Genomic DNA, 23,852 nt, shown 5'->3' on the forward strand with positions numbered 1-23,852 from the left:
TGAAGGGCGGATAACAGAACCTAAAACGAGTACATCAATGAGTGAAATGATTTACGGCATCCATGCGGTGCAGGCACTGCTGGAGCGCGCACCTGAGCGTTTTCAGGAAGTTTATATTCTGAAAGGCCGTGAGGATAAGCGCCTGCTGCCGCTGATCCACGCGCTGGAAGCGCAGGGCGTGGTGATTCAGCTGGCCAACCGCCAGTTCCTCGATGAGAAGAGCGAAGGCGCGGTACACCAGGGGATCATTGCCCGTGTGAAGCCGGGGCGTCAGTATCAGGAGAACGATCTGCCGGATCTGCTGGCGCAGCTCGATCAGCCGTTCCTGTTGATCCTTGACGGCGTGACCGATCCGCATAACCTCGGCGCCTGCCTGCGCAGCGCCGATGCTGCCGGCGTGCACGCGGTGATTGTGCCGAAAGATCGTTCCGCGCAGCTGAATGCGACGGCGAAGAAAGTGGCCTGCGGCGCGGCGGAGAACGTCCCGCTGATCCGCGTCACCAACCTGGCGCGCACCATGCGCCTGCTGCAGGAGGAGAACGTCTGGATCGTCGGAACCGCAGGTGAAGCCGACCATACGCTGTTCCAGAGCAAAATGACCGGGCCGATGGCGCTGGTGATGGGCGCGGAAGGCGAAGGTATGCGCCGCCTGACCCGCGAGCACTGTGATGAGCTGATCAGCATCCCGATGGCGGGCAGCGTCTCCTCGCTGAACGTCTCGGTGGCCACTGGTATCTGCCTGTTTGAGGCGGTACGCCAGCGCAGCTAAGCTGATCCGCTGACGGAACTGAAAAGCCATCCTCCGGGATGGCTTTTTTGTGACCGCTCTCGCGGGCGAGTATCTCCCCGGATAACCATACTTATGGTTATCGCCATTGATGGAGGGAGACACGATGCACTGGCAAACGCACACCGTTTTTAATCAACCGACCCCGCTGAATAACAGCAATCTGTTCCTGTCTGATACCGCCCTGCGTGAAGCGGTGGTCCGTGAAGGCGCCGGCTGGGATGGCGATCTGCTCGCCAGCATTGGCCAGCAGCTGGGGACCGCAGAATCGCTGGAGCTGGGACGCCTGGCCAACAGCAACCCGCCGGAGCTGCTGCGCTATGACGCCACCGGCGCCCGACTGGACGACGTTCGCTTCCACCCCGCCTGGCACCTGCTGATGCAGGGGCTGTGTGCGAACCGGGTGCATAATCTCGCCTGGCAGGAGGAGGCCCGTGAAGGCGCGTTTGTCGCGCGCGCCGCTCGCTTTCTGCTCCACGCCCAGGTAGAGGCCGGAACGCTGTGCCCGATTACCATGACCTTCGCCGCGACGCCCCTGCTGCAGCACGCCCTGCCTGCGCCTTTTGGCGACTGGCTGTCGCCGCTGCTGAGCGACCGTTACGATCCCCACCTCGCGCCGGGCGGCCAGAAGCGCGGCCTGCTGATTGGCATGGGGATGACCGAGAAGCAAGGGGGCTCCGATGTGCTGAGCAATACCACCCGCGCGGAGAAAACGGCGGAAGGGTTTTACCGGCTGGTGGGACACAAATGGTTCTTCTCGGTGCCGCAGAGCGATGCCCACCTGGTGCTGGCCCAGGCGCCAGCGGGCCTGTCGTGCTTCTTTGTGCCGCGCCTGCTGCCCGACGGACAGCGCAACGGCGTGCGGCTGGAGCGCTTAAAAGAGAAGCTCGGCAACCGCTCCAACGCCAGTAGCGAAGTGGAGTTTTATGACGCCTGCGGCTGGCTGGTGGGCGATGAGGGCGACGGCGTGCGGCAGATCCTCAGGATGGGCGGCCTGACCCGCTTTGACTGCGCGCTGGGCAGCCATGCCCTGATGCGCCGGGCCTTCTCGGTGGCGCTGTATCATGCGCTACAGCGCCAGGCGTTCGGTAAAAATCTGGTCGATCAACCGATGATGCGCCAGCTGCTGGGGCAAATGGCGCTCCGTCTTGAAGGACAAACCGCGTTCCTGTTTCGTCTGGCGCGGGCCTGGGACCGTCGGGATGATGCCCGGGAAAGCGCCTGGGCGCGTCTGTTTACGCCTGCGGCCAAGTTTGCCATCTGCAAGGCCGGCATCCCGTTCGTCGCTGAGGCGATGGAAGTCCTGGGAGGGATCGGCTATTGCGAGGAGAGTGAGCTGCCGCGGTTGTATCGCGAGATGCCGGTCAACAGCATCTGGGAAGGCTCAGGCAATATTATGTGCCTCGATGTGATGCGGGTGCTGAGCAAGCAGCCGGCGGCGATGGAGCTGCTGGCCGCGGAGTGTGCGGAGGTGAAAGGACAGAACCGCCATCTCGACCGCGCATGGCGTCAGCTGCAGCAATTGCTGAAACGACCCGCCGAAGAGCAGGGCAGAGAGATTGCCCGGCTGGTCTATCGTCTGGGGGCGGGGGCGCAGATGCTGCGTTTCGCTTCGCCGCCGCTGGCCGAAGCCTGGTGCCGGATGATGCTCGACACGCGCGGCGGCATACGTCTTGACGCGCCGACCCTCGACGACCTGCTGCTGCGGGCCATGGGGCGGGGGCGCCAGGCGCCTCAGGCGTAGAGAATGGCCTGCACGCGCCAGCTGTCCGGCTGTTGTTCCTCGTACATCTGAATAATGCGATACCAGGAGGCGCCTTGCTCGTCCGCTTTGCGGGCAATGGCGTGCTCCACATCCTGTTGGCTGCCGGAAAGATTAGCGACGGAGATCAGACCGATTTCATTCAGGCCGGTGACGCAATCCGCGCTGGCGAATTCGGCTGACTGCGCGGAGGTGTTGGCCGTCGCAGTGGTTAACAGCAGGCTGGATAGGGTAAAAGATCGTTTCATCGTCAGCTCCATTTCACGTAGTCCCAAGGGCAGTCCGTTGCTAACGTCCTGCCAGGTGGCTGGCCGAACGTTATTATGCACAGGAGAACGTGAATGGACGCAAAGCTGTGTAAAGCAGATTTAAAGACGCCGTCTCGTCATCGACGATAGAGGATCGCCTGCGAATACCACTGGCCGGGTACCATGGTGTCATCGATCATGATGATGACGTAGTAATCGGCTTTGGCCGCTTCTGCTTTGGCCTTCAGCGCCGCTTCGACATCCATCGGCGAACCGTACATCAGTACGCTCACCGTGGCCATTTTCTGCAGGCCAGCCGTCTGGTTGCGCTGGATCTCCTGCGGATGGTCGGTGGCGGGCGGCGGGGCTTCCGGCGTTCCCTGCAGAGCGCTACACCCGCTGAGGACGATAGCCAGTAACCACGGACAAAACCTGCGCATAACCATATCTCGTTTCCTGATAGTGATAGTGTAGTGGTAGCCTTAACAGGATTTCCGGGGAATGTTCCCGAACTGTTATCTCTGACGCGATTTTCGAATGAAAATGTTGTGAAAGCGTAACCGGGTTCTCAACATTATGAATCGTAGCAAACGGGGTTGCCTGGTGAATGCATTTTCCCATGCTGCCTAACCACAATAGAGAAGGGAGACGATAAATGATTGCACTCGAAATGCGCAACCTCGGCGGTGGCGAAATTTTGCATGCCTGCCCGCAGGAGAGTCTGGATAAGCCACTGCCCTGTATCGTCTTTTATCATGGCTTTACCTCGTCAAAACTGGTTTACAGCTACTTTGCAGTGGCGCTGGCCCAGGCGGGTTTCCGGGTGATTATGCCGGACGCGCCGGAGCATGGCGCGCGCTATCACGGTGATGAGACCGGGCGGATGCAGCGCTTCTGGCCGATCCTGCAGCAGAATTTCAGAGAGTTTCCCGCGCTGCGCGAGGCGATTATCGCCGAAGGCTGGCTGGAAGGAGAGCGACTGGCGGTGGCGGGGGCGTCGATGGGGGGAATGACGGCCCTGGGTATCATGACGCATCATCCCGAGCTGAACAGCGTCGCCTGCCTGATGGGGTCGGGTTATTTTCGTTCGCTGTCGCAAACCCTGTTTCCCTCGCCTGGCTTTGATGGCGACAGCCTCAGCGAGTGGGATGTCAGTCATCAGCTGGCGTCGCTCGCCCGGCGGCCGCTGCTGCTCTGGCATGGCGATGCCGACGACGTGGTGCCGCCGGCAGAGACCTTCCGGCTTGAGCAGGCGCTCAGGCAGAGCGATCTTGCCGCCAGGCTGACCTGCGTCTGGCAGAAAGGCGTCCGCCATCGCATAACCCCGGAGGCGCTGGCCACGACGGTCGCCTTTTTCCAGCAGCATCTTTAAACGCGGATCACGCTGGCGTCCCTCCTCTGATACCGCTACCCATCTGGCGCTCTATCGCCGTTATCCCGGCCTTGGCGGGGTGGTGCATACCCATTCGACGCACGCTACCGCCTGGGCGCAGGCGGGGCTGGCGATCCCGGCGCTCGGCACCACCCATGCGGACTACTTTTTCGGTGATATCCCTTGCACCCGGGCGCTTAGCGCGCAGGAGGTGGATGAGGGCTACGAGCTGAACACCGGGAAGGTGATTATCGAAACGCTGGGCGAGGCAAACCCGTTGCATACGCCGGGGATCGTCGTCTATCAGCACGGGCCGTTCTCCTGGGGGAAAGACGCCCACGAGGCGGTGCACAATGCGGTGGTGATGGAAGAGGTGGCGCGCATGGCGTGGATTGCCCGCGGCATTAATCCGCGGCTGCAGCCGATTGACAGCTGGCTGATGGAAAAACATTTTCTGCGTAAACACGGGCCGAACGCCTACTACGGGCAGAAGTAAACGACGCGCTCCGGGGCTTTCACCGTCACGGTGAAGCAACTGGTCTGGCCCCGGAGCCGTTTTTAGCCCTGACGATAAGCCGACGGCATAGCGCGCATGCCGATGAGCGTGACCACGCAAATTATCGCGCCAGCGTAAAACGTCGAAGCGGCGCCGAAGGTTTCCCACAGCACGCCTGCGCCGGTACTGGCCAGCAACAGCGCTAGGCCGCTCATCAGGTTGAACATACCGAACGCCGTGCCGCGTAGCGCCGGCGGCGCCGTATGGGCGACCATCGCCGCCAGCAGCCCCTGGGTCATCCCCATATGAATTCCCCACAGCGCGACCCCGACCAGCAGCGTGCTCCAGTGGGCGCTGAGGGCCAGCACGATATCGGCGAGGATCAGCACCAGCAGTCCCCACTGCAGCAGTTTGCTGTGGCTCATGTTGTCAGAGAGCTTGCCGAACGGGTAGGCCGTAACGCTGTAGACCAGGTTCATCGCCACCATTACCAGCGGAATGGTAAACAGCGGGATCTCCATCTGCTGGGCGCGCAGCACCAGAAAGGCTTCGCTGAAGCGGGCGAGGGTGAAGATGCTGCCGATGGCGACTACCCACCAGTAGGCGGCGGAGAGCTTTTGCAGATTTTCGCGCTTCAGCGGATTACTGCGTTGATGGTCGATGGCGGATTTTGGCTCCTGCAGGCCAAAACCCAGCAGGAGAATAGAGAGCACGGCGGGAATAACCGCCACCCAGAATATAGCGTGAAAATCGTTGGCCCAGATAAACATCAGCAGCACCGCCAGCAGCGGGCCGAGAAAGGCGCCAACGGTATCCAGCGCCTGACGTAGCCCGTAGGCGGCGCCGCGGATCTCCGGTGGGGTGACGTCGGCGACCAGCGCGTCGCGCGGCGCGCCGCGAATGCCTTTGCCTACGCGGTCGATCATGCGGGCGCTAAACACCACGCCGGCGGTCGGGGCGATGGCAAACAGCGGCTTGCTGAGCGCGCCCAGGCCGTAGCCCAGCAGCGCCAGCCCTTTGCGCTTACCGACGTAGTCGCTGATCGCGCCGGAGAAGATTTTCAGGATCAGGGCGGTGGCTTCCGCCAGCCCCTCGATAAGACCGATGATAATCACGCTGGCGCCGAGGGTGGTGGCCATAAACAGCGGTAAGAGACTGTGGATCATCTCGGACGACACATCCATCAGCAGGCTGACGCCGCCGAGTACCCAAACGCCTTTGGGGATGCGGCCTAAGGTGGCGAAACGCGGAACCATCAATCACTCCTGAATATCAAATGGCGAGTGGCTGATTAAATCAGGTTGCGATGACGCTGATAAGTTGATTTATAAAATTATTCTCAATTGCGTTTAGCCGCTGGCCTTGCTTCGCCCCTCGCGAGGAGAGGCGAAGAATGGGCCCGACATTAGCGGTAAATCACCGCGCTGGCGCGAAGCGGGCCGTTGGTTTCTGGTTCGTGCATCAGGATGGGCTGAAAATATTTCGCCCCCTGCGCATCGCTCAACTGGCTAAGGGCCTGTTCGGCCTCGTGCTCAGTGGCCATATTGTGATTGATATAGATAACGCCGAGGCTCTGCACATCGTCCATGTTGCGGGCCTGTCGTTCGGTGATTTGGATAGCTGCCAACGCGTTGGCGCTGAAGAAAAGCGCAGCCATCATGGCGATGATTTTCAGTTTCATATACTACGCTCCTGACTGACAGTCCTGACGCTGACTCGGGGCTCTCCTGTGGTCATTGGGTTTCTGATTTAAGTGTAATCGCTGATTGAACGGCGTATCGCGACCTTTTCTGATGCAGTTGTTCAAAAAAATGCCGCTTCCTTTGCTGGTTAATTTTAAATCACCCACTTAGCGCCACTTGGCGCTTAGTGCGAATTATTTGTGCAAATGCGCTTGTGTTCCTGGGGGGCCGCCATTAGAATGACGCGTCAATTTTTCAGCCGCCCTTTAACACGTTCCTTGCCTCCATGGGCCGCGGCTGACCCAGACAGGAGGCTGAATAATCCGTAAGGAGCAATTCGATGCGTCATTACGAAATCGTTTTTATGGTCCATCCTGACCAGAGCGAACAGGTTCCGGGCATGATCGAACGTTACACTGGTGCAATCACTGCAGCAGCAGGTACGATCCACCGTCTGGAAGACTGGGGCCGCCGTCAGCTGGCTTATCCGATCAACAAACTGCACAAAGCTCACTACGTTCTGCTGAACGTTGAAGCGCCGCAGGAAGCGATCGATGAGCTGGAAACTAACTTCCGCTTCAACGACGCCGTTATCCGCAGCATGGTAATGCGTACTAAGCACGCTGTTACCGAAGCATCTCCGATGGTTAAAGCGAAAGACGAGCGCCGTGAGCGTCGCGAAGATTTCGCCAACGAAACCGCAGATGATTCTGAAGCTGGGGATTCTGAAGAGTAATCCTGATGACCAACCGTCTGGAGCTGTCCGGCATTATTTGCAGGACTCCACTTCGTAAGGTCAGCCCGTCAGGAATTCCTCACTGCCAGTTCGTGCTTGAGCATCGTTCAGTGCAGGAGGAAGCCGGTTTTCACCGGCAGGCATGGTGTCAAATGCCCGTTATTATTAGCGGTCACGAGAACCAGGCCATTACTCACAGTATAACGGTCGGTAGCGCAGTAACCGTTCGAGGGTTCATCTCTTGCCATAAGGCAAAGAACGGCTTGAGCAAAATGGTTCTGCATGCCGAGCAGATTGAATTGATAGATTCTGGAGACTAGCCATATGGCACGTTATTTCCGTCGTCGCAAGTTCTGCCGTTTCACCGCGGAAGGCGTTCAAGAGATCGACTATAAAGATATCGCTACGCTGAAAAACTACATCACCGAAAGCGGTAAGATTGTCCCGAGCCGTATCACCGGTACCCGTGCAAAATACCAGCGTCAGCTGGCTCGCGCTATCAAACGCGCTCGCTACCTGTCCCTGCTGCCGTACACTGATCGTCATCAGTAATCGGTCACGGTCCATTAATACGACTTTGAGAGGATAAGGTAATGCAAGTTATTCTGCTTGATAAAGTAGCAAACCTGGGTAGCCTGGGTGATCAGGTTAACGTTAAAGCGGGCTATGCTCGTAACTTCCTGGTCCCGCAGGGTAAAGCTGTTCCTGCTACCAAGAAAAACGTTGAATTCTTCGAAGCACGTCGCGCTGAACTGGAAGCCAAACTGGCTGACGTTCTGGCAGCTGCTGAAGCTCGTGCTGCGCAGATCAACGCCCTGGAATCCGTAACCATCGCGTCTAAAGCTGGCGACGAAGGTAAACTGTTCGGTTCCATCGGTACTCGCGACATCGCTGACGCTGTCACTGCAGCAGGCGTTAAAGTTGCTAAGAGCGAAGTTCGCCTGCCGAACGGCGTTCTGCGTAACGTTGGCGAGCACGAAGTGGACTTCCAGGTTCACAGCGAAGTTTTCGCTAAAGTTATCATCAACGTGGTTGCTGAGTAATCGGCCTCTGACGTTCTGGTAACAACAAATCGCCGGCCTTGTGCCGGCGTTTTGCTTTTTAGCGCCTTTCATTTTGCGGCGGCGTAACGCTCGCTGTCGTCTTCGCTGCTAGCGCGCGCGCACAAAGCTGCCGTTCGACTGGCGGGTAAACAGCACCTGCTGTCCGTTGCCGGTATCAATAGTGAGCCCGGTGACCACGCCGTTGGCGTTCTGCCGAATCTGCACCGTCTGTCCGCTCTGCAACGTGCTTAATGGTTTACCTGCGCCTTCAACCTGCGCCATGGCGTAAACGTCGGTGGCCGGCAGCCCATGATCGCGGAACAGCTGGGCCAGGGTTTTGCCTGACTCGATGCGATAGGTCCGCCATTGCTGTTCAATGCCCGGCGCGGACTGCTGCGATGAGGATTGATAGGGCTGGGAGGCGGCGGGCTGCTGCGTTTGCGCCTGGTCCGGTTGCTCATCCTGAATCGGCTCCGGGGCGACCGGCGCCATCTGGTCGGCATCGCTCACGGTAGGCGTATTGGTGATCGGCGGCAGCGGAACGGCCTGATTGCCGCCAGCTTGCGGTTGGGACTGCGACTGCAGATTCAGGTTTGCTTCACGGCTGGTGGACGCCGGGTTTTGGCTATCGTCTGAGGGAAGCAGAATGCCGATAATCACCAACAGGAAGCCAGCGATAATTCCCCGGCGGTGCATCGGGGGCAGTGGGTCCAGGAGGCGAAAATGATCCGGGGCGTGCCAGATTTTCGCCAGGGTAGATGTCAGTTCAAAGCGCCCGGGCATGGCTTTCCTCCTGCTCCGCATATTTTTATCCTGCCTATGAGTATAGATGGCTAACGTCCTGATGACCGGAACAAAGTGAAGTTAACCTGATGCCGCCTATTGTTTCTTTTTCGCTGAGATTTGTCATCATCCGCCGACAAAGTTTTACCCATTTCGCTATGGCTGTTATGCTTCCGGACGCTTTTCTCTTGATGTTTATCACCCAAAAAAGGAACAAAGATGGCAACCCCAACTTTTGACACTATCGAAGCGCAGGCAAGTTACGGTATCGGCTTGCAGGTTGGACAACAGCTGAGCGAATCCGGCCTGCAGGGGCTGCTGCCGGAAGCGTTGGTGGCGGGTATCGCCGATGCGCTGGAAGGTAACCAGCCGCAGGTGCCGGTAGAAGCCGTCCACCGTGCGCTGCGTGAAATCCACGAGCGCGCCGACGCCGTGCGTCGCGAGCGTTTCCAGGCGATGGCCGCTGACGGCCAGAAATACCTTGATGAAAACCGCGAGAAAGAGGGTGTGAACAGCACCGAGTCCGGTCTGCAGTTCCGCGTGCTGACCCAGGGCGAAGGCCCGATCCCGGCCCGTACCGACCGCGTACGCGTGCACTACACCGGTAAACTGATCGACGGCACCGTCTTCGACAGCTCCGTCGCCCGCGGCGAACCGGCAGAGTTCCCGGTGACCGGCGTAATCGGCGGCTGGATTGAAGCGCTGACCCTGATGCCGGTAGGTTCCAAATGGGAACTGACCATCCCGCACAACCTGGCCTACGGCGAGCGCGGCGCTGGCGCGTCGATCCCTCCGTTCAGCACCCTGATCTTCGAAGTTGAACTGCTGGATATTATCTAAACAGCAGAGGCTTCCTCTTCCCCGGCGGCGGGGGAAGCCACAAAAATAGCGTAAAATCCTTAAGTTAAAAATTAATTGGAATTATGTTTTGCATTCATCGCGTATGGGTGTATTTTTGTGAGCTATTTCGCGTTAGATGAGTGATATAACACTCACTTTAAACATAAAATTAACATTATATCTAAATCATAGTATTCATCCCTCCGATTCTTACCTAATATCGACTAGCCCTTGCTGGGGTTAATGACAGACGACAGGCCATCAGAGCCTGAACAACACAGACAGGTACAACAGGAAGAAATCACATGGTAGATCAGGTTAAAGTCGCTGCTGTCGAGCAGGAGCCGACTGAACAATCGCTACGGCGAAATCTCACAAACCGACATATTCAGCTGATTGCAATTGGCGGGGCGATCGGCACTGGATTATTTATGGGTTCTGGCAAAACCATCAGCCTTGCCGGGCCATCCATTATTTTTGTTTATATGATTATCGGTTTTATGCTGTTTTTCGTTATGCGAGCCATGGGCGAATTACTGCTGTCGAACCTCGAATATAAATCCTTCAGTGACTTTGCGGCCGATCTGCTGGGCCCCTGGGCGGGCTACTTTACCGGCTGGACCTATTGGTTCTGCTGGGTGGTGACGGGGATGGCGGACGTGGTGGCGATCACCGCCTACGCGCAGTTCTGGTTTCCCGGACTCTCCGACTGGGTCGCGTCGCTGGCGGTGATCCTGCTGCTGCTGGGCCTGAACCTTGCCACCGTTAAAATGTTTGGCGAAATGGAGTTCTGGTTCGCGATGATCAAAATCGTCGCCATCGTGGCGCTGATCGTGGTCGGCCTGGTGATGGTCATGATGCATTTCAAATCGCCGACCGGCGTCGAGGCCTCTTTCGCGCATCTGTGGAATGACGGCGGCTGGTTCCCGAAAGGGCTGAGCGGCTTCTTCGCCGGCTTCCAGATTGCGGTATTCGCCTTCGTGGGGATTGAGCTGGTCGGTACCACCGCGGCCGAAACCAAAGACCCGGAAAAATCCCTGCCGCGGGCGATTAACTCCATCCCGCTGCGTATCATTATGTTCTACGTCTTCGCGCTGATTGTGATTATGTCGGTGACGCCGTGGAGCTCCGTGGTGCCAAGCAAGAGCCCGTTCGTTGAGCTGTTCGTGCTGGTTGGTCTGCCGGCGGCGGCGAGCCTGATTAACTTCGTGGTGCTGACTTCCGCAGCCTCATCGGCCAACAGCGGCGTCTTCTCCACCAGCCGTATGCTGTTCGGTCTGGCGCAGGATGGTCAGGCGCCGAAGATGTTCGCCAAGCTGTCGAAGCGTGCGGTGCCGGCGAAGGGCTTAACCTTCTCCTGCATGTGCCTGCTGGGCGGTGTGGTGATGCTGATGGTCAACCCGAGCGTGATCGCCGCGTTCACCATGATCACCACGGTGTCGGCGATCCTGTTCATGTTCGTCTGGACCATTATCCTTTGCTCTTATCTGGTCTACCGTAAAAAGCGTCCGCAGCTGCACGAGAAGTCCAAATATAAGATGCCGCTGGGCAAATTAATGTGCTGGGTGTGCATGGCCTTCTTCGTCTTCGTACTGGTGCTGTTGACCCTCGAAGATGACACCCGTGAAGCGCTGATGGTCACCCCGCTGTGGTTCGTTCTGCTGGGTGCGGGCTGGCTGTTTGCCGGCAAAAAACGTCTGGCGAAATAAAAGAGCATTTTAACGTTGCTTGCAACGGACCGTCATAAAAAAGGCCACCCGGAGTGGCCAAATAAGACGGACAATGTCGAGGGCGCCTGCGGGCGCCTTTTTCGTTATTCTCCTGCGAGGGCACGCGGGAACAGCACGTTATTTTCCAGGCTGATGTGCTCCATCAGATCGTCAATCATCTCGTTGATACCGTTATACATCGCTTTCCAGGTGGTGCACGCTTCCGGCGGCGGCGTCACGTTATGGGTGATATGTTTGATCACCTCCAGCAGTTCACCCGCTTCGTCATGCTCGCTTTCCATCACGCTGATGGGGCCCCCGGCCTGGGCGCCCATCCCCTGTTTGATCATCGGGAACAGGATCTGCTCCTCTTTCATCATGTGGCTGGAGAGCTCCTGCTGCAGCATGGTCAGGTACTTCGTCAGCCCTTTCGGCACGTTCGGTTTATCGGCATGGACCCGTTCCACCTTGGTGGCCTGCAGGATCAGCTCCGGCAGCTGTTCGCGGTGCCGATCATGATAGCGAACGATGATATGATCGATAATCTCCGCGAGAGGCGCCGCGCGCCAGTCGTGGGTGACGGGCTGCTCGGCCAGTTTCGCCAGCTCGGCTTCGATCACCGCGACATCCAGCGCTTTACGCGATGCGGCGCGCGCCAGCGTCTGTTTGCCGCCGCAGCAGTAGTCCATATCGTATTGACGGAACAGGGCGGAGGCGCGCGGGATGGTCAGCGCCAGCTCGCCTAAAGGTTGGTCACGGAAAGCCATAGCAGTTACCTCGTCATCAGGAATATAAGATGCATTTTAAATGCATCTTTATGGCGAGGGAATACCCCTTAAGAGGGCCCGGCTACTTTTTTTCGTGCGTCAGCGGTTGCAACGTCGGTTTGTCCGGCCTGGCGCGTACGGCGGAGACCACGCCGAGCACCAGCAGCAGGATACCGCTCAGGGTCAGCAGCGGCGGTAAGCTTTGTCGCAGCAGAAAGGTATACAGGAGCCCGGCCAGGGTTTCGAAAACGATAAGCGGCCCGAGGATCACCGTCGGCAACCGTTGACTGGCAATATTCCAGCACAGCGCGCCGACCCATGAGCAGAGCACCGCGATGGCCAGCATCAGCGTAATGAACACCGCCGGGCGCGGGCCGAAGGGCAGGGGGAACCCGGCCTGCTGACCGTGCAGCCAGGCGCAGGCGGCGAGATAACCGGCCAGCGAAACCGGAAGCGTCACCAGCGCCTGAGCGGTAGCCCACATCATCGGCGGTTGATGCGGATTCTCCCGCAGCCAGCGGGCGTTGCGCAGCGCATACCAGGCCCAGCAGACCACCGACCCCAGCGCCAGCGCAATGCCGGAGCCGTAGCGCCACGGACTAAAATCAGGCAAACCCTGGCGCAGTTCCGCGACGTTAACGCAGATCAGGCCGACGGCGATGCAGACCAGCGCCGGAAACAGGCGCCGCCACGGCAGCTTTCCGTCGCGCTGGCTGTAGAGCAGATTGGCGAAGACCGGCAATACCACCGGCAGCGTGCCGATAATCATGGTAGAGACCGGCGCCCCGGTGCGCTGAATGGCGCTGGCCAGAAAGACGTAATAGATAAGATTTCCCATCATCGTCAGACCCAGCGCGGTCCACCAGTCGTTCCGGCTCAGTTGGCGCAAACGCGCGCGCCCGAGCCATGCCAGCGGCAGGGCGATCAGACCCAGCGCCAGATAGCGTCCCATCGACTGGAGCATCGCCGGATACTCGGGCACCAGCAAAGGCCCGACAAAGATTAATCCCCACATCAGCCCCGCCAGCAGGGCGTACAACACACCACTAATCATCATTGCATCCATTGTCATCACGGTTGTCTGCAGTGTAGAAGGAGGGCGGGCGGGAATATTGTATGAGATTGCGCATCAGCGCCTGGCGACCTGCTTCTGATAGCGTACCGGCGTAATGCCGTAACGCTGGGTGAAGGCGCGGGTCAGGTGAGACTGGTCGGTAAGGCCGACGGCTATCGCCACTTCGGCGGCGGGCATGCCGTGGGTGAGAAACGCCTTGGCGCGCCACAGGCGGATGGCCATCAACATCTGATGGGGCGTCACATGATAGTGGGCTTTAAACTGGCGCTGAAAGTGGTACGGGCTAAGCGCCGCCACCTGAGCCAGCTCGTCGAGGGTGATGGGGCGCATATAGTTATCGTGCAGGTAGTCGCGCACGCGGTCGAAGCGATGTCCTGTCTCGCCCTGCGCCGAGGCATGGTGGGCCAGAGGGCGGAAGGTGTCGATGAGGTCGAGCAGCATTCCCTGCTGGGCCAGCGCATCGTCGCTGTGCCACAGGCCATATATTAGCTGGCCAATCCGCCGGGACCGCAGGGGATCCTCGCGGACCACCTCGCTGAACCACCAGTCGCGCACCCCGGTGATGGCTTCCAGACGGTCCGGCTCCAGATAAATCATCCGGTAGCGCCAGCCGTCGGCGGTTTCCGCTTCGCCGGTGTGCAGCTCGTCGGGATTCATGGTGACAATAGCGTTGGCGGCGGCGATATGCTGGCTGCCACGGTAGCGAAAGCGCTCGGCGCCTTGCTCAATCACGCCGATGCCGAAGGCTTCGTGAGTATGGGGTTCAAAGGCGTAGCGGGAGATATGGGCGTGGTAAAGCTCCACCCCGGGCAGCTGTTCGAGATGGCGAAAGCGCGCACGATCTTTTTCATCACTAAATTGGGGTGGTACGCCCTGCATGCCTGCCTCCCGACGGTTGATCTCTTCAATATGAGAGAGGAACCGCCGGGACGCAACCGCAAAAGCTGAGAGGGGCGGTTACAGCATGCCTTTCACGCTTTCGGCAAGGGAAGTGGTCGGACGGCCAATCAATGTACTCAGGGTGTGGCTGTCGTCAAACAGCCCGCCTTTCGAGGCGCCGACGTCGGAGTCCGCCAGCATATCCGCCAGACCCGTCGGCAGGCCGACGCTTTTCAGCGCGGCGGCGAAGTCGGCTTCGCTGAGGTTCTGATAGACCACGTTTTTCCCGCTGTGCGTGCTCAGCTCGGCAGCCAGGTCGCTCAGCGTCCAGGCGTTATCGCCCGCCAGTTCGTAAACTTTCCCTGCATGGCCTTCACCGGCGATAACGCGGGCGGCCGCGGCGGCATAATCCGCGCGGGTAGCGGAGGCAATTTTACCTTCGCCGGCGGCGCCGATAAACACGCCGTGCTCCAGCGCCGGCGGCGCGCTGGCCAGATAGTTTTCGGTATACCAGCCATTGCGCAGCAGGGCGTAAGCGATGCCAGAGTCGGCCAGCATCTGCTCGGTTTCAATATGCTCTGCGGCCAGGCCCAGCGGCGAAGTGTCGGCGTGCAGCAGGCTGGTATAGGCGATGAATGTCACCCCAGCGGCTTTGGCGGCGTTGATGACGTTACGGTGCTGTACGGCACGCTGGCCGACTTCGCTGGAGGAGATTAACAGCAGTTTATTCACACCCTGCAGCGCGGCGGTCAATGCCGCTTCGTCGCTATAGTCGGCCTGGCGGACGACGACGCCCTGCTGGCTGAGCGCCTGGGCTTTGGCCGGGTTGCGGACAATCGCCACAATCTGGCTGGCAGGAACGGTTTTAAGCAGGTCTTGCAGAACGTAGTGGCCAAGCTGGCCGGTGGCACCGGTAAGGGCGATCATGGGTCTTCTCCTTCGTGTTTATTGGCAGTTGTGGTAAGCTAACACCTTAACTAACTTTTAGTAAGTACGTACAAAAAGGTAAGTGTGAAAATGGCCGAACCGACGCTGAGCGAGAAACTGCGCAACGGCAACCTGTTTGCGGAACAGTGCCCGTCGCGCGATGTGCTTAAACATGTCACCAGTCGCTGGGGCGTGTTGATTCTGGTGGCGCTGCGCGAGGGGACCCATCGCTTCAGCGATCTGCGGCGCAAAATGGGCGGGGTCAGCGAAAAGATGCTGGCGCAGTCGCTGCAGGCCCTGGAGCAGGATGGTTTTATCGACCGCGTCTCTTATCCGGTGGTGCCGCCGCACGTTGAATATAGCCTGACGCCGCTCGGTCTGCAGGTGAGCGATAAGGTGGCCGCCCTGGCGGACTGGATCGAGGTTAATCTGCCCGCGGTGCTGGCGAGCCACGGGGAGTGAAAATGTATCACTCCCTGTAGCCCCGCCACCGGGGAGATGTACCCGGATAGCGGCTGGCGCCTTATCCGGGCTACCCGTCAGCTCCGGTTTGTAGCCCCGGTAAGCGCAGCGCCACCGGGGAACAGGCATTACTGACTCAAATCCAGCTGATAAATGGCGAAGCCGATATCATCGGCGGCCACCTGGCGCATCGGATACTGGGCTTTCTCTTTGATAAACGCCGCGGCTTTGTCGCCAGGCGAGGTCTCAAAACGAATATCCAGCGGCGTCTTACTGTGGATCGGCGCCAGGCGCCAGTTGTTATCCGCCGCCGGATGGATCGCGCCATCCTTCTTCGATTGCGCGCCAATCCACGCCGCCAGCACCGAACGGTTTTCATCCGGTGAGGCAAAGGCGATATGGCTTTCGCCGGTGCCGGCGAATTTACCGCCGTAAGCGCGATAGTTATTGGTGGCGACCAGGAAAGTGGCCTGCGGATCGACCGGTTTGCCATTGAAGGTCAGGCCCTTGATGCGCTCTGCCTGCGGATGGATCATCTGGCACTCGCCGTCGTAGCGGGCCGGCTGGCTGACGTCGATCTGGTAGTTCACCCCGTCAATCACGTCGAAGTTATAGGTGCGGAAGCCGTCCCAGTTGATCAGCGACTGCGGCTTGCTGCTGGCCGGGTCTATCTGGTTAAACTGCCCGGCCGAGCACTCCAGCCACTCCTTGACCTCCTTCCCGCTGACCTTCATCACCACCAGGGTGTTCGGGTAGAGATAGAGGTCGGCGGCGTTGCGGAAGGTGAGCTGGCCTTTTTCCACTTCCACGAAGCTCGCCGGATCGTTTTTACGCCCGCCGACTTTAAACGGCGCGGCGGCGGAGAGCACCGGCAGTTTCGCCAGATCCGGGTCGCCCTGAATGTAGTGTTCGACGTAGGCTTTTTGCGCCATGTTGACCACCTGCACCGTCGGGTCGTCCTGCACCAGCGCCAGATAGCTGTACATGTTGTCGGCGGACTTGCCGATCGGCTGACTGACGAACTCGCGAGTGGCGTCGTGATCGGCTTTCAGCACCGCCACCAGCTTGCCGTCTTCCGCCGCCAGCGATTGCTTCGCCACCGCGTCGTAGATTGGCCGCGCTTCCGCTTTACTCTGAGTCACCTGCCATTTTCCGCTGTCGTTGTTCAGCACCAGATCGACCACCCCGAGGTGATCGCCCCACATTCCCGGCATTACCGCCGGCACGCCGTTCAGCGTCCCTCTGGCGATATCCGCGCCTTTAATGTTGGCGAAGTCTTTGCCGGGGAACACCGCGTGGGCGTGGCCGAACATGATGGCGTCAACGCCGGGCACCTGGCTTAAGTAGTAGACCGAGTTCTCGGCCATCGCCTGATACGGGTCGGCGCCTTTCGCCCGCATCTCCGGGATATATTTGCGCGCGGTTTCGGTAATGTCGTTGACCGTCACTTTGCCGCTAAGATTGGCTTTATCCCAGGTCATGATCTGCGGCGGCACAAAGCCGATATAGCCGATGCGCAGGGTATGGGATTGACCGTCGCTGTCCTGAACCGGGGTGTCCTGGATCAGGTAGGGGGTGAACAGCGGTTTGCCGGTTTTGGCATCGATGATATTGGCGTTCACGTAGGGGAATTTCGCCCCGGCCAGCGCTTTGTGCAGGAAGTCGAGGCCGTAGTTGAATTCATGGTTGCCCAGGTTGCCGACGGCATAATTCAGGGTGTTCATCGCCTTATACACCGGATGAACATCGCCCTCTTTTAGCCCCTTAGCGGCCATGTAGTCGCCCAGCGGGCTCCCCTGGATCACATCCCCGTTATCCACCAGTACGCTGTTTTTCGCTTCTGCCCGCGCCTGTTCGATCAGGGTGGCGGTACGCACCAGGCCGAATTTCTCCGTGGCGGCATCTTTGTAATAGTCAAAGTCCATCATATTGCTGTGCAGATCGGTGGTTTCCATGATCCGCAGGTCGACCGTTGCGGCGCTGACGCTGGCGGCGATCAGCGTGGCCAGGAGCGTTGCGCTAAACTTAATCATCAGAGGCGTCCTTTTTTTATGAGCGATAGCACAGAAGAAAATGTATTTATATTCTGTTGCTTACAGAAATGTGAATCTTGCCAGAAAAGTGGGCAGCGAAACCGCCATCGTTATCACAGATAGCGGAACTTGCGGTGATGCGATATAAATAAAACAACGAGTTAACGCCACTGTAACCAGACGAGGTGGAGAATGTTAGAACAAGTATGTCAGCTTGCACGGAACGCGGGCGATGCCATCATGGAAGTTTACGATGGAAACCAACCGATCAACGTCGCCAGCAAGAAAGATGATTCTCCGGTCACGGCGGCGGATATCGCGGCGCATAAAGTCATTGTCAGCGGCCTGCAGGCGCTGGATGCCACCATTCCTGTTTTGTCGGAAGAGGACCCGCCGGCCTGGGAAGTGCGTCAGCACTGGCAGCGCTACTGGCTGGTCGACCCGCTGGACGGCACCAAAGAATTTATTAAGCGTAACGGCGAGTTCACTGTCAATATCGCGCTGATTGAAAACGGCAAGCCGACGCTGGGCGTGGTCTACGCGCCGGTGATGAAAGTGATGTACAGCGCGGAAAAAGGCAAAGCCTGGAAAGAAGAGTGCGGCGTGCGCAAGCAGATCCAGGTCCGCGATGCCCGTCCGCCGCTGGTGGTGATCAGCCGCTCCCATGGCAACGATCCGGAGCTGCAGGAGTACCTTGAGCAGCTGGGCGAGCACCAGACCACCTCTATCGGCTCCTCGCTGAAGTTCTGCCTGGTGGCGGAAGGTCAGGCCCAGCTCTATCCGCGCTTCGGGCCGACCAGCACCTGGGACACCGCCGCCGGCCATGCGGTCGCGGTCGCCGCCGGGGCGCATGTTCACGACTGGCAGGGGAAAACCCTCGACTACACGCCGCGTGAATCCTTCCTCAACCCCGGCTTCCGGGTCTCTATTTATTAAGCAGCTTACGCAGCAGGTCGATCACCTGCTGCACCTCCTGCTGGGTGAGCGCGCCGTCTTTGGCCCACTGTACGCGCCCGCTCTTATCCAGCACCACAATCGCGGAGCTCTTCTCGTCCAGCTGCCAGGCTTTCCGCACCAGCCCGTTGCTGTCGACGATAAATTGCGACCACGGGAAGAGCTGTTTATTACTCTCGATACTGTTGCGCACGAACATGCCGGTGCCCGGGATGGCATCGTCGGTATTGACAATGGTGGTGGTCTGATAGCGATCGTGTGGGAAACTCGCCGCTTTAATCGCCTCGATCAGGTTGGCATTTTTCTCTTTTGCTGACGAGCGACCAGCGATGTGCTGGATGACTCGCACTTTTCCCACCAGCTGAGAGCTATTCCAGTTTTTATAGCTAAACTTATCATTATCCAGAATAAGTTCGCCCCGATCCGCGACGCCGACCGGCGCCACGCGCTGGCCGTCGACAAAGTTATGCGCTGAGGCCAGCAGCGGGAAGAGGAGTAACGAGGCGGCCAGTATGCTACGTAGGGTCATGCGGAATCCTTAATCATTTTTGTGCAGGTGATCCGACCACTTGGTCTCGTTTAATGATAAGTGCGATTGGCGACGATTACCCGCAATGAGGATGCCAGTTTGCGTGTTGACGCACAAATTAGTCGAAAAACGGCGACTTATACTTACTTCATCGTATGTCCGAAACGAAAATTCTGAATTATTGTCATCAAACGGTAAATAAACTTATACACACTGGGTCCCTCTGAGATTCTGGACTATAGTTTTAGGGCATTAAAATTTGCGCTCCCGATACGTGGGCTAACTGTGGCACCACAGGAGCGTAACCCTGGCAGGAGAGAAGAATGAAAATTTTCCAACGCTACAATCCGCTGCAAGTGGCGAAGTACGTGAAGATCCTGTTTCGTGGACGGTTGTACATCAAGGACGTTGGCGCATTTGAATTTGATAAGGGCAAAATCCTTATCCCGAAGGTCAAGGACAAGCTGCATCTGTCAGTGATGTCCGAAGTCAATCGTCAGGTGTTGCGTCTGCAAACTGAGATGGCATAACCTGACACGTAGCAGTACGTAGTAGGTAAAAGACGGCTCCCGATGGGGGCCGTTGATGTTTTCAGCCCTTCATCTCCGCATAGCGTTTGCGATACTCCCCCGGTGGAATGCCGTTATGTTTACGGAACAAGCGGGTGAAATAGACCGGATCGCTGTAACCCACCGATAAGGCAATCTTGTTAAGCGGGAGTGTGGTGCTCTGAATGAGCCACCTGGCGCGGTTGATGCGCTGAGCTTCCCGCCAGGCGTATACCGTCTGCCCCAGCTCATTTTTGAAAAGGTGCGCCAGACGTGAAGGAGAGATAAATACCATCGCCGCCAGGGTCTCGATTTTTACCTCTTGCGCGATATGGGCGTTAAGGTAGTCGCAGACGGCGTTAATTCGCGGATCGTGGGCGTGGCGGTTGCTGATGGGCTGTTGCTGAAAACAGCGGAGGATCAACCTTTCCAGGGCGTTCATCGCCAGCGCTTCCGACAGCGGCGCGGAGGCCGAGTGGTGGCGTATCACTTCATGGAACAGATCGCGCAGGTGCTGGAGTTGGTCGGGGTCAGCAACGGTCGTTTTGCCGATGCCGTGCGTGGTTTGGTCCCATTTTAGCCAGTCTATCCAGTAGGGGCGGGGAATAAAGTAGATCCAGAGATGGTCCCAATACTCGCTGTGTTCGTCTCTGCCGTAATGATGAGGCACGCCGGGGGGAAACAGCAGCAGATCGTTTTCCCGACACAGAAGAAAGCCATCGCCCGCTTTCGCCCGCGCCTGGCCACGCAGGGTCAGATTGATGATGTAACCTTTCATCCCCTGCGGACGATTAATGTAGTAGTCCAGTTTGGAGCCGCGGGTGATCGGCGTGAAGCCCGCGACAACCCAGGCATTGAAGGTAAAGGTTTTCATCAATGGCGAGAAATTGAGTAGCTCATTGATATCAAGTTCCATTCTCTCTCCCACCTGAGCGTCGCAGCGTCATTACCTTTCGATGATAGTAAATTCCCATGCCCTGAGGCGCAACGGCTGGCCGCAGCGCACTGTTTTCCCGCTCAGCAGGTCGTTCCCCGCCGTTTCGCTACCGAAATCGAGCGTCTCGCCAGAGTAATTGAACAGGAAGTGGATGGTTTTCCCGGCGCGATTACGCATCTTTTTGACCACTAATGGGTAGCGATAGGCGGAAGTGCGCGAGCACAATGCGAGATCGGCAGTGAGTACATCAAACAGCTGGCTAATCAATCGCTTCTGCGGCAGGAAGCCAACGTACATCGCTCGTCCCCGGCCATAATCCGCTTCGGTGGCGGCCGCGTACTCGCCCCATGCCGGATGCTGATAGCGCAGCAGAGTGCGGGTCCCGGCATCGGGCGTCAGCAGCTCCATCCACAGCTCCGCCTGATTGTCGTTGCGGCAATCAATATCCGCGCAGCATGAGCTTACCGTTGTCCCTTCCGGCAGGGTGAACTGGCTGTAGCTGACGCCGCAGCTCTGCCGCAGGATCCCAGGCTGCGCGCTGCGGCGCACTTTGACGTTTTCATCGCTAAAGCCCGATTTAAAGCCGATAAGCGCTCTGCCGCCCTCGGCGATATAGTGGTTGATACGCGCCAGCAGGCCATCATCGGCAGCGTACAGGCCGGGAACGATCAGCACCCGGTAGCGAGAAGTCTCCTCGTTGACGTCGTGGATGATATCGAGGCTGATATTGTGGTCATACAGCGCATCGTGGAAGCGGCGGAAAATATCGTTATAAATATTGCCCTCGGCGTCGCCGGGGCGGAACTGGTTAAGGGCGTCCATTGCCTCATTGCTTATCAGCAGCGCAACGTCGTTTTCGGCCTTCAGCTCCGCCAGCTGCGGCGACAGGCGGGCAAAGTCAGCCCCGATAGTGGTGGCCTCCTGCCAGGTCGGATTACGCGAGAAGTCGTGGCTGAGCAGCCCCTTCCAGTAGGTTTCGAAGGCGTTATGAATTGAATGCCAATGCCAGTAGGAGACCATGGCGGCGCCGGAGGCGATATGGCTGAACGCCTGCAGGCGCAGCTGGCCCGGGAAGGGAGTCCACTGGGCGAAACCCTGCGCCTGCGTTTCCAGCACGAAGTAGTTCTGGCCCGGCTTAAGCGAGCGGGTGATGGCGCCGCCGAAGGCGATTTCCCGCCCGGTCAGGTGCGCCTGGCTCGGGTGATAGATATCAACACCGGCGATATCCAGTGCCTGCGCTGCCGCAAAATGGTCGACCCGCGGCTGCACGCCGTAAGAGTAACCGCGCCATTCAAAATCGAAGTTGTGGGTGACGAACTGGTGCGGCTGGGCGTACTCGCGCACGATCTCCGCCTGCCAGGCCAGATACTCGGTGACCTGCTGGCGCTGATAACGGAAAAAGGCGCAGGCGAGGCTGGCGTTGATGGTATTTTCCACCGGCGGAAAATCCTGCCAGCGGTCAATGCGGTTGCTCCAGTAATCCAGACCGAAATCGTGATTTAGCTGCCGGAGGTCAGGATATTTCTCCTGCAGGCTGCGCACAAAGCCCTCCTGCATATAGCGGCCGATATTGTCGTAATGCTTGGTTTCGTTATCCAGTTGCCAGCCGATAATTGCCGGATGGTGCTGCACATGCGCCATCAGCGTGCGGATAATTTTTTCGGCATAGCGGCGAAAGGTCGGGTTGACGATATCCATGATCTGCCGTGGGCCATACTTTTGCTGCCCTGTGACGGTGGTGACCAGAATATCGGGATGTTTCGCCGCCAGCCAGGCCGGGACCGCGTAGGTCGGCGTCCCGACGATGACCGCGATGCCGGCCTCATGCATCGCCGCCAGCACCCGGTCGATATGGTAGAAATTGTACTGGCCCTCTTCGGGCTCCAGCGTACTCCATGTGGACTCGGCGATACGCACCACGTTAATGCCGGTTTCGCGCATTAAGGCAATATCCTTGGCCAGCCGATCTTCCGGCATATATTCATCGTAATACGCCACGCCATAAAATAACTGAGACATGCAGACTACCTCCTGACATTAATTCGCGGGCACAGGTTGTGAAGAGAACACGCGCGCTTTATCCAGCGTGATAAACGAAATGAGCGTGAAGCACAGGGCGATACTTCCCAGCACGATATAGCTGCTGGTAAAGCCCATTCTCTGGTACATATGGCCGATGCCGGTGGAGAGGAAAATAGAGCTAAAGCTTTTTGAAAACTGAAAACCAATTAAGTAAACCGTCGCTGAAAGCAGGGGGTTAAAGTTAGCGGTAATATATTTAAGCGCCGCGACGAGTAACACCGAGCTTTCAAATCCATGGAGAAGTTTAATCAGGCTGATGGATATCGGGCCAATAGCCCACGCGGAACCGATAATGCGCAAGCTCATAATCAGCCCGCAGTATAACAGCGCATTTTTGGGGCCGATTTTATTCACAAACCACGGCGCAAAGAACATGACGACGGCATCAAGGAAAATCTGTCCTGTCGTTAAATAACCGAAGACTTCTGCGCCCCGGGCTTTACTCTCAAAAAAGTGGCTGTAGTAGATAGCGAACTGCTGGTCATAGGTTTCATAGACCGCGCCCACGCCAATCACATAGAGCGCGAAGAACCAGAATTTTTTAATTTTCAGCAGCGAGGCGGCATCGCGGAGGGTGACCGGAGACGTTTTGCCAGACAGTAGCCCCTGCTGCTGATGGGTGCTGATCTGCATTTTCCAGACAATCACCAGCAGGCAGACACCTGCCGCGCTGGCCAGCCAGAAAATCATGTTCTGATCGATGCCGTAGAGCTTTCCTGCCGCAAAGGTGCCGATCGCGGCGCCGATGCCGCCGAACATCCTCGCCCGACCAAATTCGAAGCCGGAGGCGCGGCTGACCTTATCGATGTAGGCTTCGCAAATCCCGCAGCCTGCGCCGTAGGCCATGCCAATATAGAGGCCGCCAGCCAGTGCGCCGAGGAACACATTTATTTTTAACAGAGGCGCGAAGACATAGATCCAGTATGGGGCGAATAAGGTGATAATGATCGCCAGCATCCACATCAAATTCTTACGATACACCAGCTTATCCGATATAAAACCGAATAATGGCTGAACGCAGACGGCCACAATGGCGGTGAAAGAATAAACCAGACCGACGTCCGTGTAGTTAATACCGATGGTTTCCGTTAACCACAGTGATAAATAGGGGTAGCAGCATCCCCAGCCTATAAAGAAAAACAGGAAAAACAGACAGCTGATAAAGTAATTTTTATTCGACGTTATCATGGTAACCCTCGCT

General features: G+C 58.0%; 26 protein-coding genes and 1 pseudogene. 13 read left to right on the plus strand and 14 right to left on the minus strand.

The annotated features are described in order from the left end of the window. Window positions 1–37: 37 nt before the first annotated feature. Together rlmB and ACOI6Z_RS20700 are read left to right on the plus strand one after the other, a co-directional pair. Entirely contained in the window at window positions 38–769 is a 732-nt protein-coding gene (rlmB, locus tag ACOI6Z_RS20695) for a 23S rRNA (guanosine(2251)-2'-O)-methyltransferase RlmB (RefSeq protein ID WP_002885669.1), read from the plus strand. Window positions 770–893: 124 nt separating this feature from the next. Beyond that, entirely contained in the window at window positions 894–2,531 is a 1,638-nt protein-coding gene (locus ACOI6Z_RS20700; protein ID WP_023291717.1) for an isovaleryl-CoA dehydrogenase, read from the plus strand. Here the strand turns inward: ACOI6Z_RS20700 and yjfN are convergent. Next, window positions 2,522–2,797 (minus strand): DUF1471 family protease activator YjfN, encoded by a 276-nt coding sequence (yjfN, locus tag ACOI6Z_RS20705; RefSeq protein ID WP_004206450.1) that lies wholly within the window; start codon window positions 2,795–2,797, stop codon window positions 2,522–2,524. The two genes, ACOI6Z_RS20700 and yjfN, sit on opposite strands and share 10 nt — an antisense overlap. Window positions 2,798–2,934: 137 nt before the next feature. Next, window positions 2,935–3,243: a biofilm peroxide resistance protein BsmA gene (gene bsmA, locus ACOI6Z_RS20710; protein WP_023291718.1), complete on the minus strand. Its 309-nt coding sequence runs from the start codon at window positions 3,241–3,243 to the stop codon at window positions 2,935–2,937. 209 nt (window positions 3,244–3,452) lie between these two features. On the opposite strand from bsmA, the gene yjfP reads away from it, so the two are divergent. Together yjfP and ACOI6Z_RS20720 are read left to right on the plus strand one after the other, a co-directional pair. Beyond that, window positions 3,453–4,169 (plus strand): esterase, encoded by a 717-nt coding sequence (gene yjfP, locus ACOI6Z_RS20715; protein ID WP_023291719.1) that lies wholly within the window; start codon window positions 3,453–3,455, stop codon window positions 4,167–4,169. 10 nt (window positions 4,170–4,179) lie between these two features. Then, window positions 4,180–4,665 (plus strand): annotated as a pseudogene (locus ACOI6Z_RS20720) (L-ribulose-5-phosphate 4-epimerase); the annotation flags it as partial. Between the two features lie 62 nt (window positions 4,666–4,727). Here ACOI6Z_RS20720 and ACOI6Z_RS20725 read toward each other — a convergent pair. Then, entirely contained in the window at window positions 4,728–5,921 is a 1,194-nt protein-coding gene (locus ACOI6Z_RS20725; protein WP_049014180.1) for an MFS transporter, read from the minus strand. Window positions 5,922–6,070: 149 nt separating this feature from the next. Continuing rightward, on the minus strand, window positions 6,071–6,346 hold the full coding sequence (locus ACOI6Z_RS20730; protein WP_004206463.1) for a DUF1471 domain-containing protein: 276 nt from the start codon (window positions 6,344–6,346) through the stop codon (window positions 6,071–6,073). A 341-nt stretch (window positions 6,347–6,687) separates the two neighbouring features. On the opposite strand from ACOI6Z_RS20730, the gene rpsF reads away from it, so the two are divergent. Genes rpsF through rplI form a run of 4 tightly spaced genes read left to right on the plus strand, consistent with a single transcriptional unit; the run spans window position 6,688 to window position 8,126 of the window. Further along, a complete protein-coding gene (gene rpsF / locus ACOI6Z_RS20735) occupies window positions 6,688–7,083 on the plus strand; it encodes a 30S ribosomal protein S6 (protein WP_008807174.1) in 396 nt (131 codons plus the stop codon). Window positions 7,084–7,088: 5 nt separating this feature from the next. Beyond that, the gene (gene priB, locus ACOI6Z_RS20740; RefSeq protein WP_002885722.1) at window positions 7,089–7,403 is read left to right on the plus strand and encodes a primosomal replication protein N; all 315 of its coding nucleotides are present in this window, start codon (window positions 7,089–7,091) and stop codon (window positions 7,401–7,403) included. A 4-nt stretch (window positions 7,404–7,407) separates the two neighbouring features. Next, on the plus strand, window positions 7,408–7,635 hold the full coding sequence (gene rpsR / locus ACOI6Z_RS20745; protein ID WP_000135199.1) for a 30S ribosomal protein S18: 228 nt from the start codon (window positions 7,408–7,410) through the stop codon (window positions 7,633–7,635). Window positions 7,636–7,676: 41 nt separating this feature from the next. Next, a complete protein-coding gene (gene rplI / locus ACOI6Z_RS20750; RefSeq protein WP_004206464.1) occupies window positions 7,677–8,126 on the plus strand; it encodes a 50S ribosomal protein L9 in 450 nt (149 codons plus the stop codon). Window positions 8,127–8,234: 108 nt separating this feature from the next. Here rplI and ACOI6Z_RS20755 read toward each other — a convergent pair whose 3' ends face one another. Beyond that, complete coding sequence (locus ACOI6Z_RS20755; RefSeq protein WP_023291729.1) at window positions 8,235–8,909, minus strand: LysM-like peptidoglycan-binding domain-containing protein; 675 nt, start codon at window positions 8,907–8,909, stop codon at window positions 8,235–8,237. Window positions 8,910–9,128: 219 nt separating this feature from the next. Here ACOI6Z_RS20755 and fklB point away from each other — a divergent pair, with 219 nt between their 5' ends. Beyond that, complete coding sequence (gene fklB, locus ACOI6Z_RS20760; protein WP_002886687.1) at window positions 9,129–9,749, plus strand: FKBP-type peptidyl-prolyl cis-trans isomerase; 621 nt, start codon at window positions 9,129–9,131, stop codon at window positions 9,747–9,749. A 305-nt stretch (window positions 9,750–10,054) separates the two neighbouring features. Then, entirely contained in the window at window positions 10,055–11,458 is a 1,404-nt protein-coding gene (gene cycA, locus ACOI6Z_RS20765) for a D-serine/D-alanine/glycine transporter (protein ID WP_023291730.1), read from the plus strand. Window positions 11,459–11,562: 104 nt separating this feature from the next. Here the strand turns inward: cycA and ytfE are convergent, their stop codons facing one another. The 4 genes from ytfE to ACOI6Z_RS20785 form a co-directional block, all read right to left on the minus strand. Next, the gene (gene ytfE, locus ACOI6Z_RS20770) at window positions 11,563–12,225 is read right to left on the minus strand and encodes an iron-sulfur cluster repair protein YtfE (protein WP_032454637.1); all 663 of its coding nucleotides are present in this window, start codon (window positions 12,223–12,225) and stop codon (window positions 11,563–11,565) included. 82 nt (window positions 12,226–12,307) lie between these two features. After that, window positions 12,308–13,279, minus strand: a complete 972-nt coding sequence (locus ACOI6Z_RS20775; RefSeq protein ID WP_420687512.1) for a DMT family transporter — start codon at window positions 13,277–13,279, stop codon at window positions 12,308–12,310. A 75-nt stretch (window positions 13,280–13,354) separates the two neighbouring features. Next, window positions 13,355–14,179: an AraC family transcriptional regulator gene (locus ACOI6Z_RS20780; protein ID WP_023291733.1), complete on the minus strand. Its 825-nt coding sequence runs from the start codon at window positions 14,177–14,179 to the stop codon at window positions 13,355–13,357. A gap of 78 nt (window positions 14,180–14,257) precedes the next feature. After that, entirely contained in the window at window positions 14,258–15,106 is an 849-nt protein-coding gene (locus ACOI6Z_RS20785) for an SDR family oxidoreductase (protein WP_087824826.1), read from the minus strand. A 90-nt stretch (window positions 15,107–15,196) separates the two neighbouring features. Here ACOI6Z_RS20785 and ACOI6Z_RS20790 point away from each other — a divergent pair, with 90 nt between their 5' ends. Continuing rightward, window positions 15,197–15,568 carry a winged helix-turn-helix transcriptional regulator gene (locus ACOI6Z_RS20790; RefSeq protein WP_087824825.1) on the plus strand — a complete coding sequence of 124 codons (372 nt, stop codon included), beginning with the start codon at window positions 15,197–15,199 and terminating at the stop codon, window positions 15,566–15,568. 128 nt (window positions 15,569–15,696) lie between these two features. On the opposite strand, the gene ACOI6Z_RS20795 is transcribed toward ACOI6Z_RS20790, so the two are convergent. Next, on the minus strand, window positions 15,697–17,601 hold the full coding sequence (locus tag ACOI6Z_RS20795) for a bifunctional 2',3'-cyclic-nucleotide 2'-phosphodiesterase/3'-nucleotidase (protein WP_420687511.1): 1,905 nt from the start codon (window positions 17,599–17,601) through the stop codon (window positions 15,697–15,699). Between the two features lie 192 nt (window positions 17,602–17,793). Between ACOI6Z_RS20795 and cysQ the strand changes: the two genes are divergently transcribed. Next, window positions 17,794–18,537: a 3'(2'),5'-bisphosphate nucleotidase CysQ gene (cysQ, locus tag ACOI6Z_RS20800; RefSeq protein ID WP_023291737.1), complete on the plus strand. Its 744-nt coding sequence runs from the start codon at window positions 17,794–17,796 to the stop codon at window positions 18,535–18,537. Here cysQ and ACOI6Z_RS20805 read toward each other — a convergent pair. After that, entirely contained in the window at window positions 18,527–19,084 is a 558-nt protein-coding gene (locus ACOI6Z_RS20805) for a YtfJ family protein (RefSeq protein WP_023291738.1), read from the minus strand. The genes cysQ and ACOI6Z_RS20805 overlap by 11 nt on opposite strands. Before the next feature lie 323 nt (window positions 19,085–19,407). On the opposite strand from ACOI6Z_RS20805, the gene ACOI6Z_RS20810 reads away from it, so the two are divergent. Further along, window positions 19,408–19,614 (plus strand): DUF1107 domain-containing protein, encoded by a 207-nt coding sequence (locus ACOI6Z_RS20810; RefSeq protein WP_002886707.1) that lies wholly within the window; start codon window positions 19,408–19,410, stop codon window positions 19,612–19,614. A 61-nt stretch (window positions 19,615–19,675) separates the two neighbouring features. Here ACOI6Z_RS20810 and araC read toward each other — a convergent pair whose 3' ends face one another. From araC to ACOI6Z_RS20825, 3 genes are read right to left on the minus strand one after another with little or no spacing between them, the layout of a single operon-like run. Then, a complete protein-coding gene (gene araC, locus ACOI6Z_RS20815) occupies window positions 19,676–20,548 on the minus strand; it encodes an arabinose operon transcriptional regulator AraC (RefSeq protein WP_023291739.1) in 873 nt (290 codons plus the stop codon). Window positions 20,549–20,578: 30 nt separating this feature from the next. Then, entirely contained in the window at window positions 20,579–22,588 is a 2,010-nt protein-coding gene (locus tag ACOI6Z_RS20820; protein ID WP_117129309.1) for a beta-galactosidase, read from the minus strand. Window positions 22,589–22,606: 18 nt separating this feature from the next. Continuing rightward, a complete protein-coding gene (locus ACOI6Z_RS20825; RefSeq protein ID WP_032454642.1) occupies window positions 22,607–23,839 on the minus strand; it encodes an oligosaccharide MFS transporter in 1,233 nt (410 codons plus the stop codon). Window positions 23,840–23,852 lie beyond the last annotated feature (13 nt).

The sequence above is a fragment of the Klebsiella sp. C239 genome (genome assembly GCF_048822715.1).
GTDB lineage: Bacteria > Pseudomonadota > Gammaproteobacteria > Enterobacterales > Enterobacteriaceae > Klebsiella > Klebsiella quasipneumoniae.

Bases quoted from the DNA above. Each gene is read 5' to 3' on its own strand.
- rlmB (WP_002885669.1), top strand. From the start codon at position 38: ATGAGTGAAATGATTTACGGCATCCATGCGGTGCAGGCACTGCTGGAG.
- ACOI6Z_RS20700 (WP_023291717.1), top strand. From the start codon at position 894: ATGCACTGGCAAACGCACACCGTTTTTAATCAACCGACCCCGCTGAAT.
- yjfN (WP_004206450.1), bottom strand. From the start codon at position 2,797: ATGAAACGATCTTTTACCCTATCCAGCCTGCTGTTAACCACTGCGACG.
- bsmA (WP_023291718.1), bottom strand. From the start codon at position 3,243: ATGGTTATGCGCAGGTTTTGTCCGTGGTTACTGGCTATCGTCCTCAGC.
- yjfP (WP_023291719.1), top strand. From the start codon at position 3,453: ATGATTGCACTCGAAATGCGCAACCTCGGCGGTGGCGAAATTTTGCAT.
- ACOI6Z_RS20725 (WP_049014180.1), bottom strand. From the start codon at position 5,921: ATGGTTCCGCGTTTCGCCACCTTAGGCCGCATCCCCAAAGGCGTTTGG.
- ACOI6Z_RS20730 (WP_004206463.1), bottom strand. From the start codon at position 6,346: ATGAAACTGAAAATCATCGCCATGATGGCTGCGCTTTTCTTCAGCGCC.
- rpsF (WP_008807174.1), top strand. From the start codon at position 6,688: ATGCGTCATTACGAAATCGTTTTTATGGTCCATCCTGACCAGAGCGAA.
- priB (WP_002885722.1), top strand. From the start codon at position 7,089: ATGACCAACCGTCTGGAGCTGTCCGGCATTATTTGCAGGACTCCACTT.
- rpsR (WP_000135199.1), top strand. From the start codon at position 7,408: ATGGCACGTTATTTCCGTCGTCGCAAGTTCTGCCGTTTCACCGCGGAA.
- rplI (WP_004206464.1), top strand. From the start codon at position 7,677: ATGCAAGTTATTCTGCTTGATAAAGTAGCAAACCTGGGTAGCCTGGGT.
- ACOI6Z_RS20755 (WP_023291729.1), bottom strand. From the start codon at position 8,909: ATGCCCGGGCGCTTTGAACTGACATCTACCCTGGCGAAAATCTGGCAC.
- fklB (WP_002886687.1), top strand. From the start codon at position 9,129: ATGGCAACCCCAACTTTTGACACTATCGAAGCGCAGGCAAGTTACGGT.
- cycA (WP_023291730.1), top strand. From the start codon at position 10,055: ATGGTAGATCAGGTTAAAGTCGCTGCTGTCGAGCAGGAGCCGACTGAA.
- ytfE (WP_032454637.1), bottom strand. From the start codon at position 12,225: ATGGCTTTCCGTGACCAACCTTTAGGCGAGCTGGCGCTGACCATCCCG.
- ACOI6Z_RS20775 (WP_420687512.1), bottom strand. From the start codon at position 13,279: ATGATTAGTGGTGTGTTGTACGCCCTGCTGGCGGGGCTGATGTGGGGA.
- ACOI6Z_RS20780 (WP_023291733.1), bottom strand. From the start codon at position 14,179: ATGCAGGGCGTACCACCCCAATTTAGTGATGAAAAAGATCGTGCGCGC.
- ACOI6Z_RS20785 (WP_087824826.1), bottom strand. From the start codon at position 15,106: ATGATCGCCCTTACCGGTGCCACCGGCCAGCTTGGCCACTACGTTCTG.
- ACOI6Z_RS20790 (WP_087824825.1), top strand. From the start codon at position 15,197: ATGGCCGAACCGACGCTGAGCGAGAAACTGCGCAACGGCAACCTGTTT.
- ACOI6Z_RS20795 (WP_420687511.1), bottom strand. From the start codon at position 17,601: ATGATTAAGTTTAGCGCAACGCTCCTGGCCACGCTGATCGCCGCCAGC.
- cysQ (WP_023291737.1), top strand. From the start codon at position 17,794: ATGTTAGAACAAGTATGTCAGCTTGCACGGAACGCGGGCGATGCCATC.
- ACOI6Z_RS20805 (WP_023291738.1), bottom strand. From the start codon at position 19,084: ATGACCCTACGTAGCATACTGGCCGCCTCGTTACTCCTCTTCCCGCTG.
- ACOI6Z_RS20810 (WP_002886707.1), top strand. From the start codon at position 19,408: ATGAAAATTTTCCAACGCTACAATCCGCTGCAAGTGGCGAAGTACGTG.
- araC (WP_023291739.1), bottom strand. From the start codon at position 20,548: ATGGAACTTGATATCAATGAGCTACTCAATTTCTCGCCATTGATGAAA.
- ACOI6Z_RS20820 (WP_117129309.1), bottom strand. From the start codon at position 22,588: ATGTCTCAGTTATTTTATGGCGTGGCGTATTACGATGAATATATGCCG.
- ACOI6Z_RS20825 (WP_032454642.1), bottom strand. From the start codon at position 23,839: ATGATAACGTCGAATAAAAATTACTTTATCAGCTGTCTGTTTTTCCTG.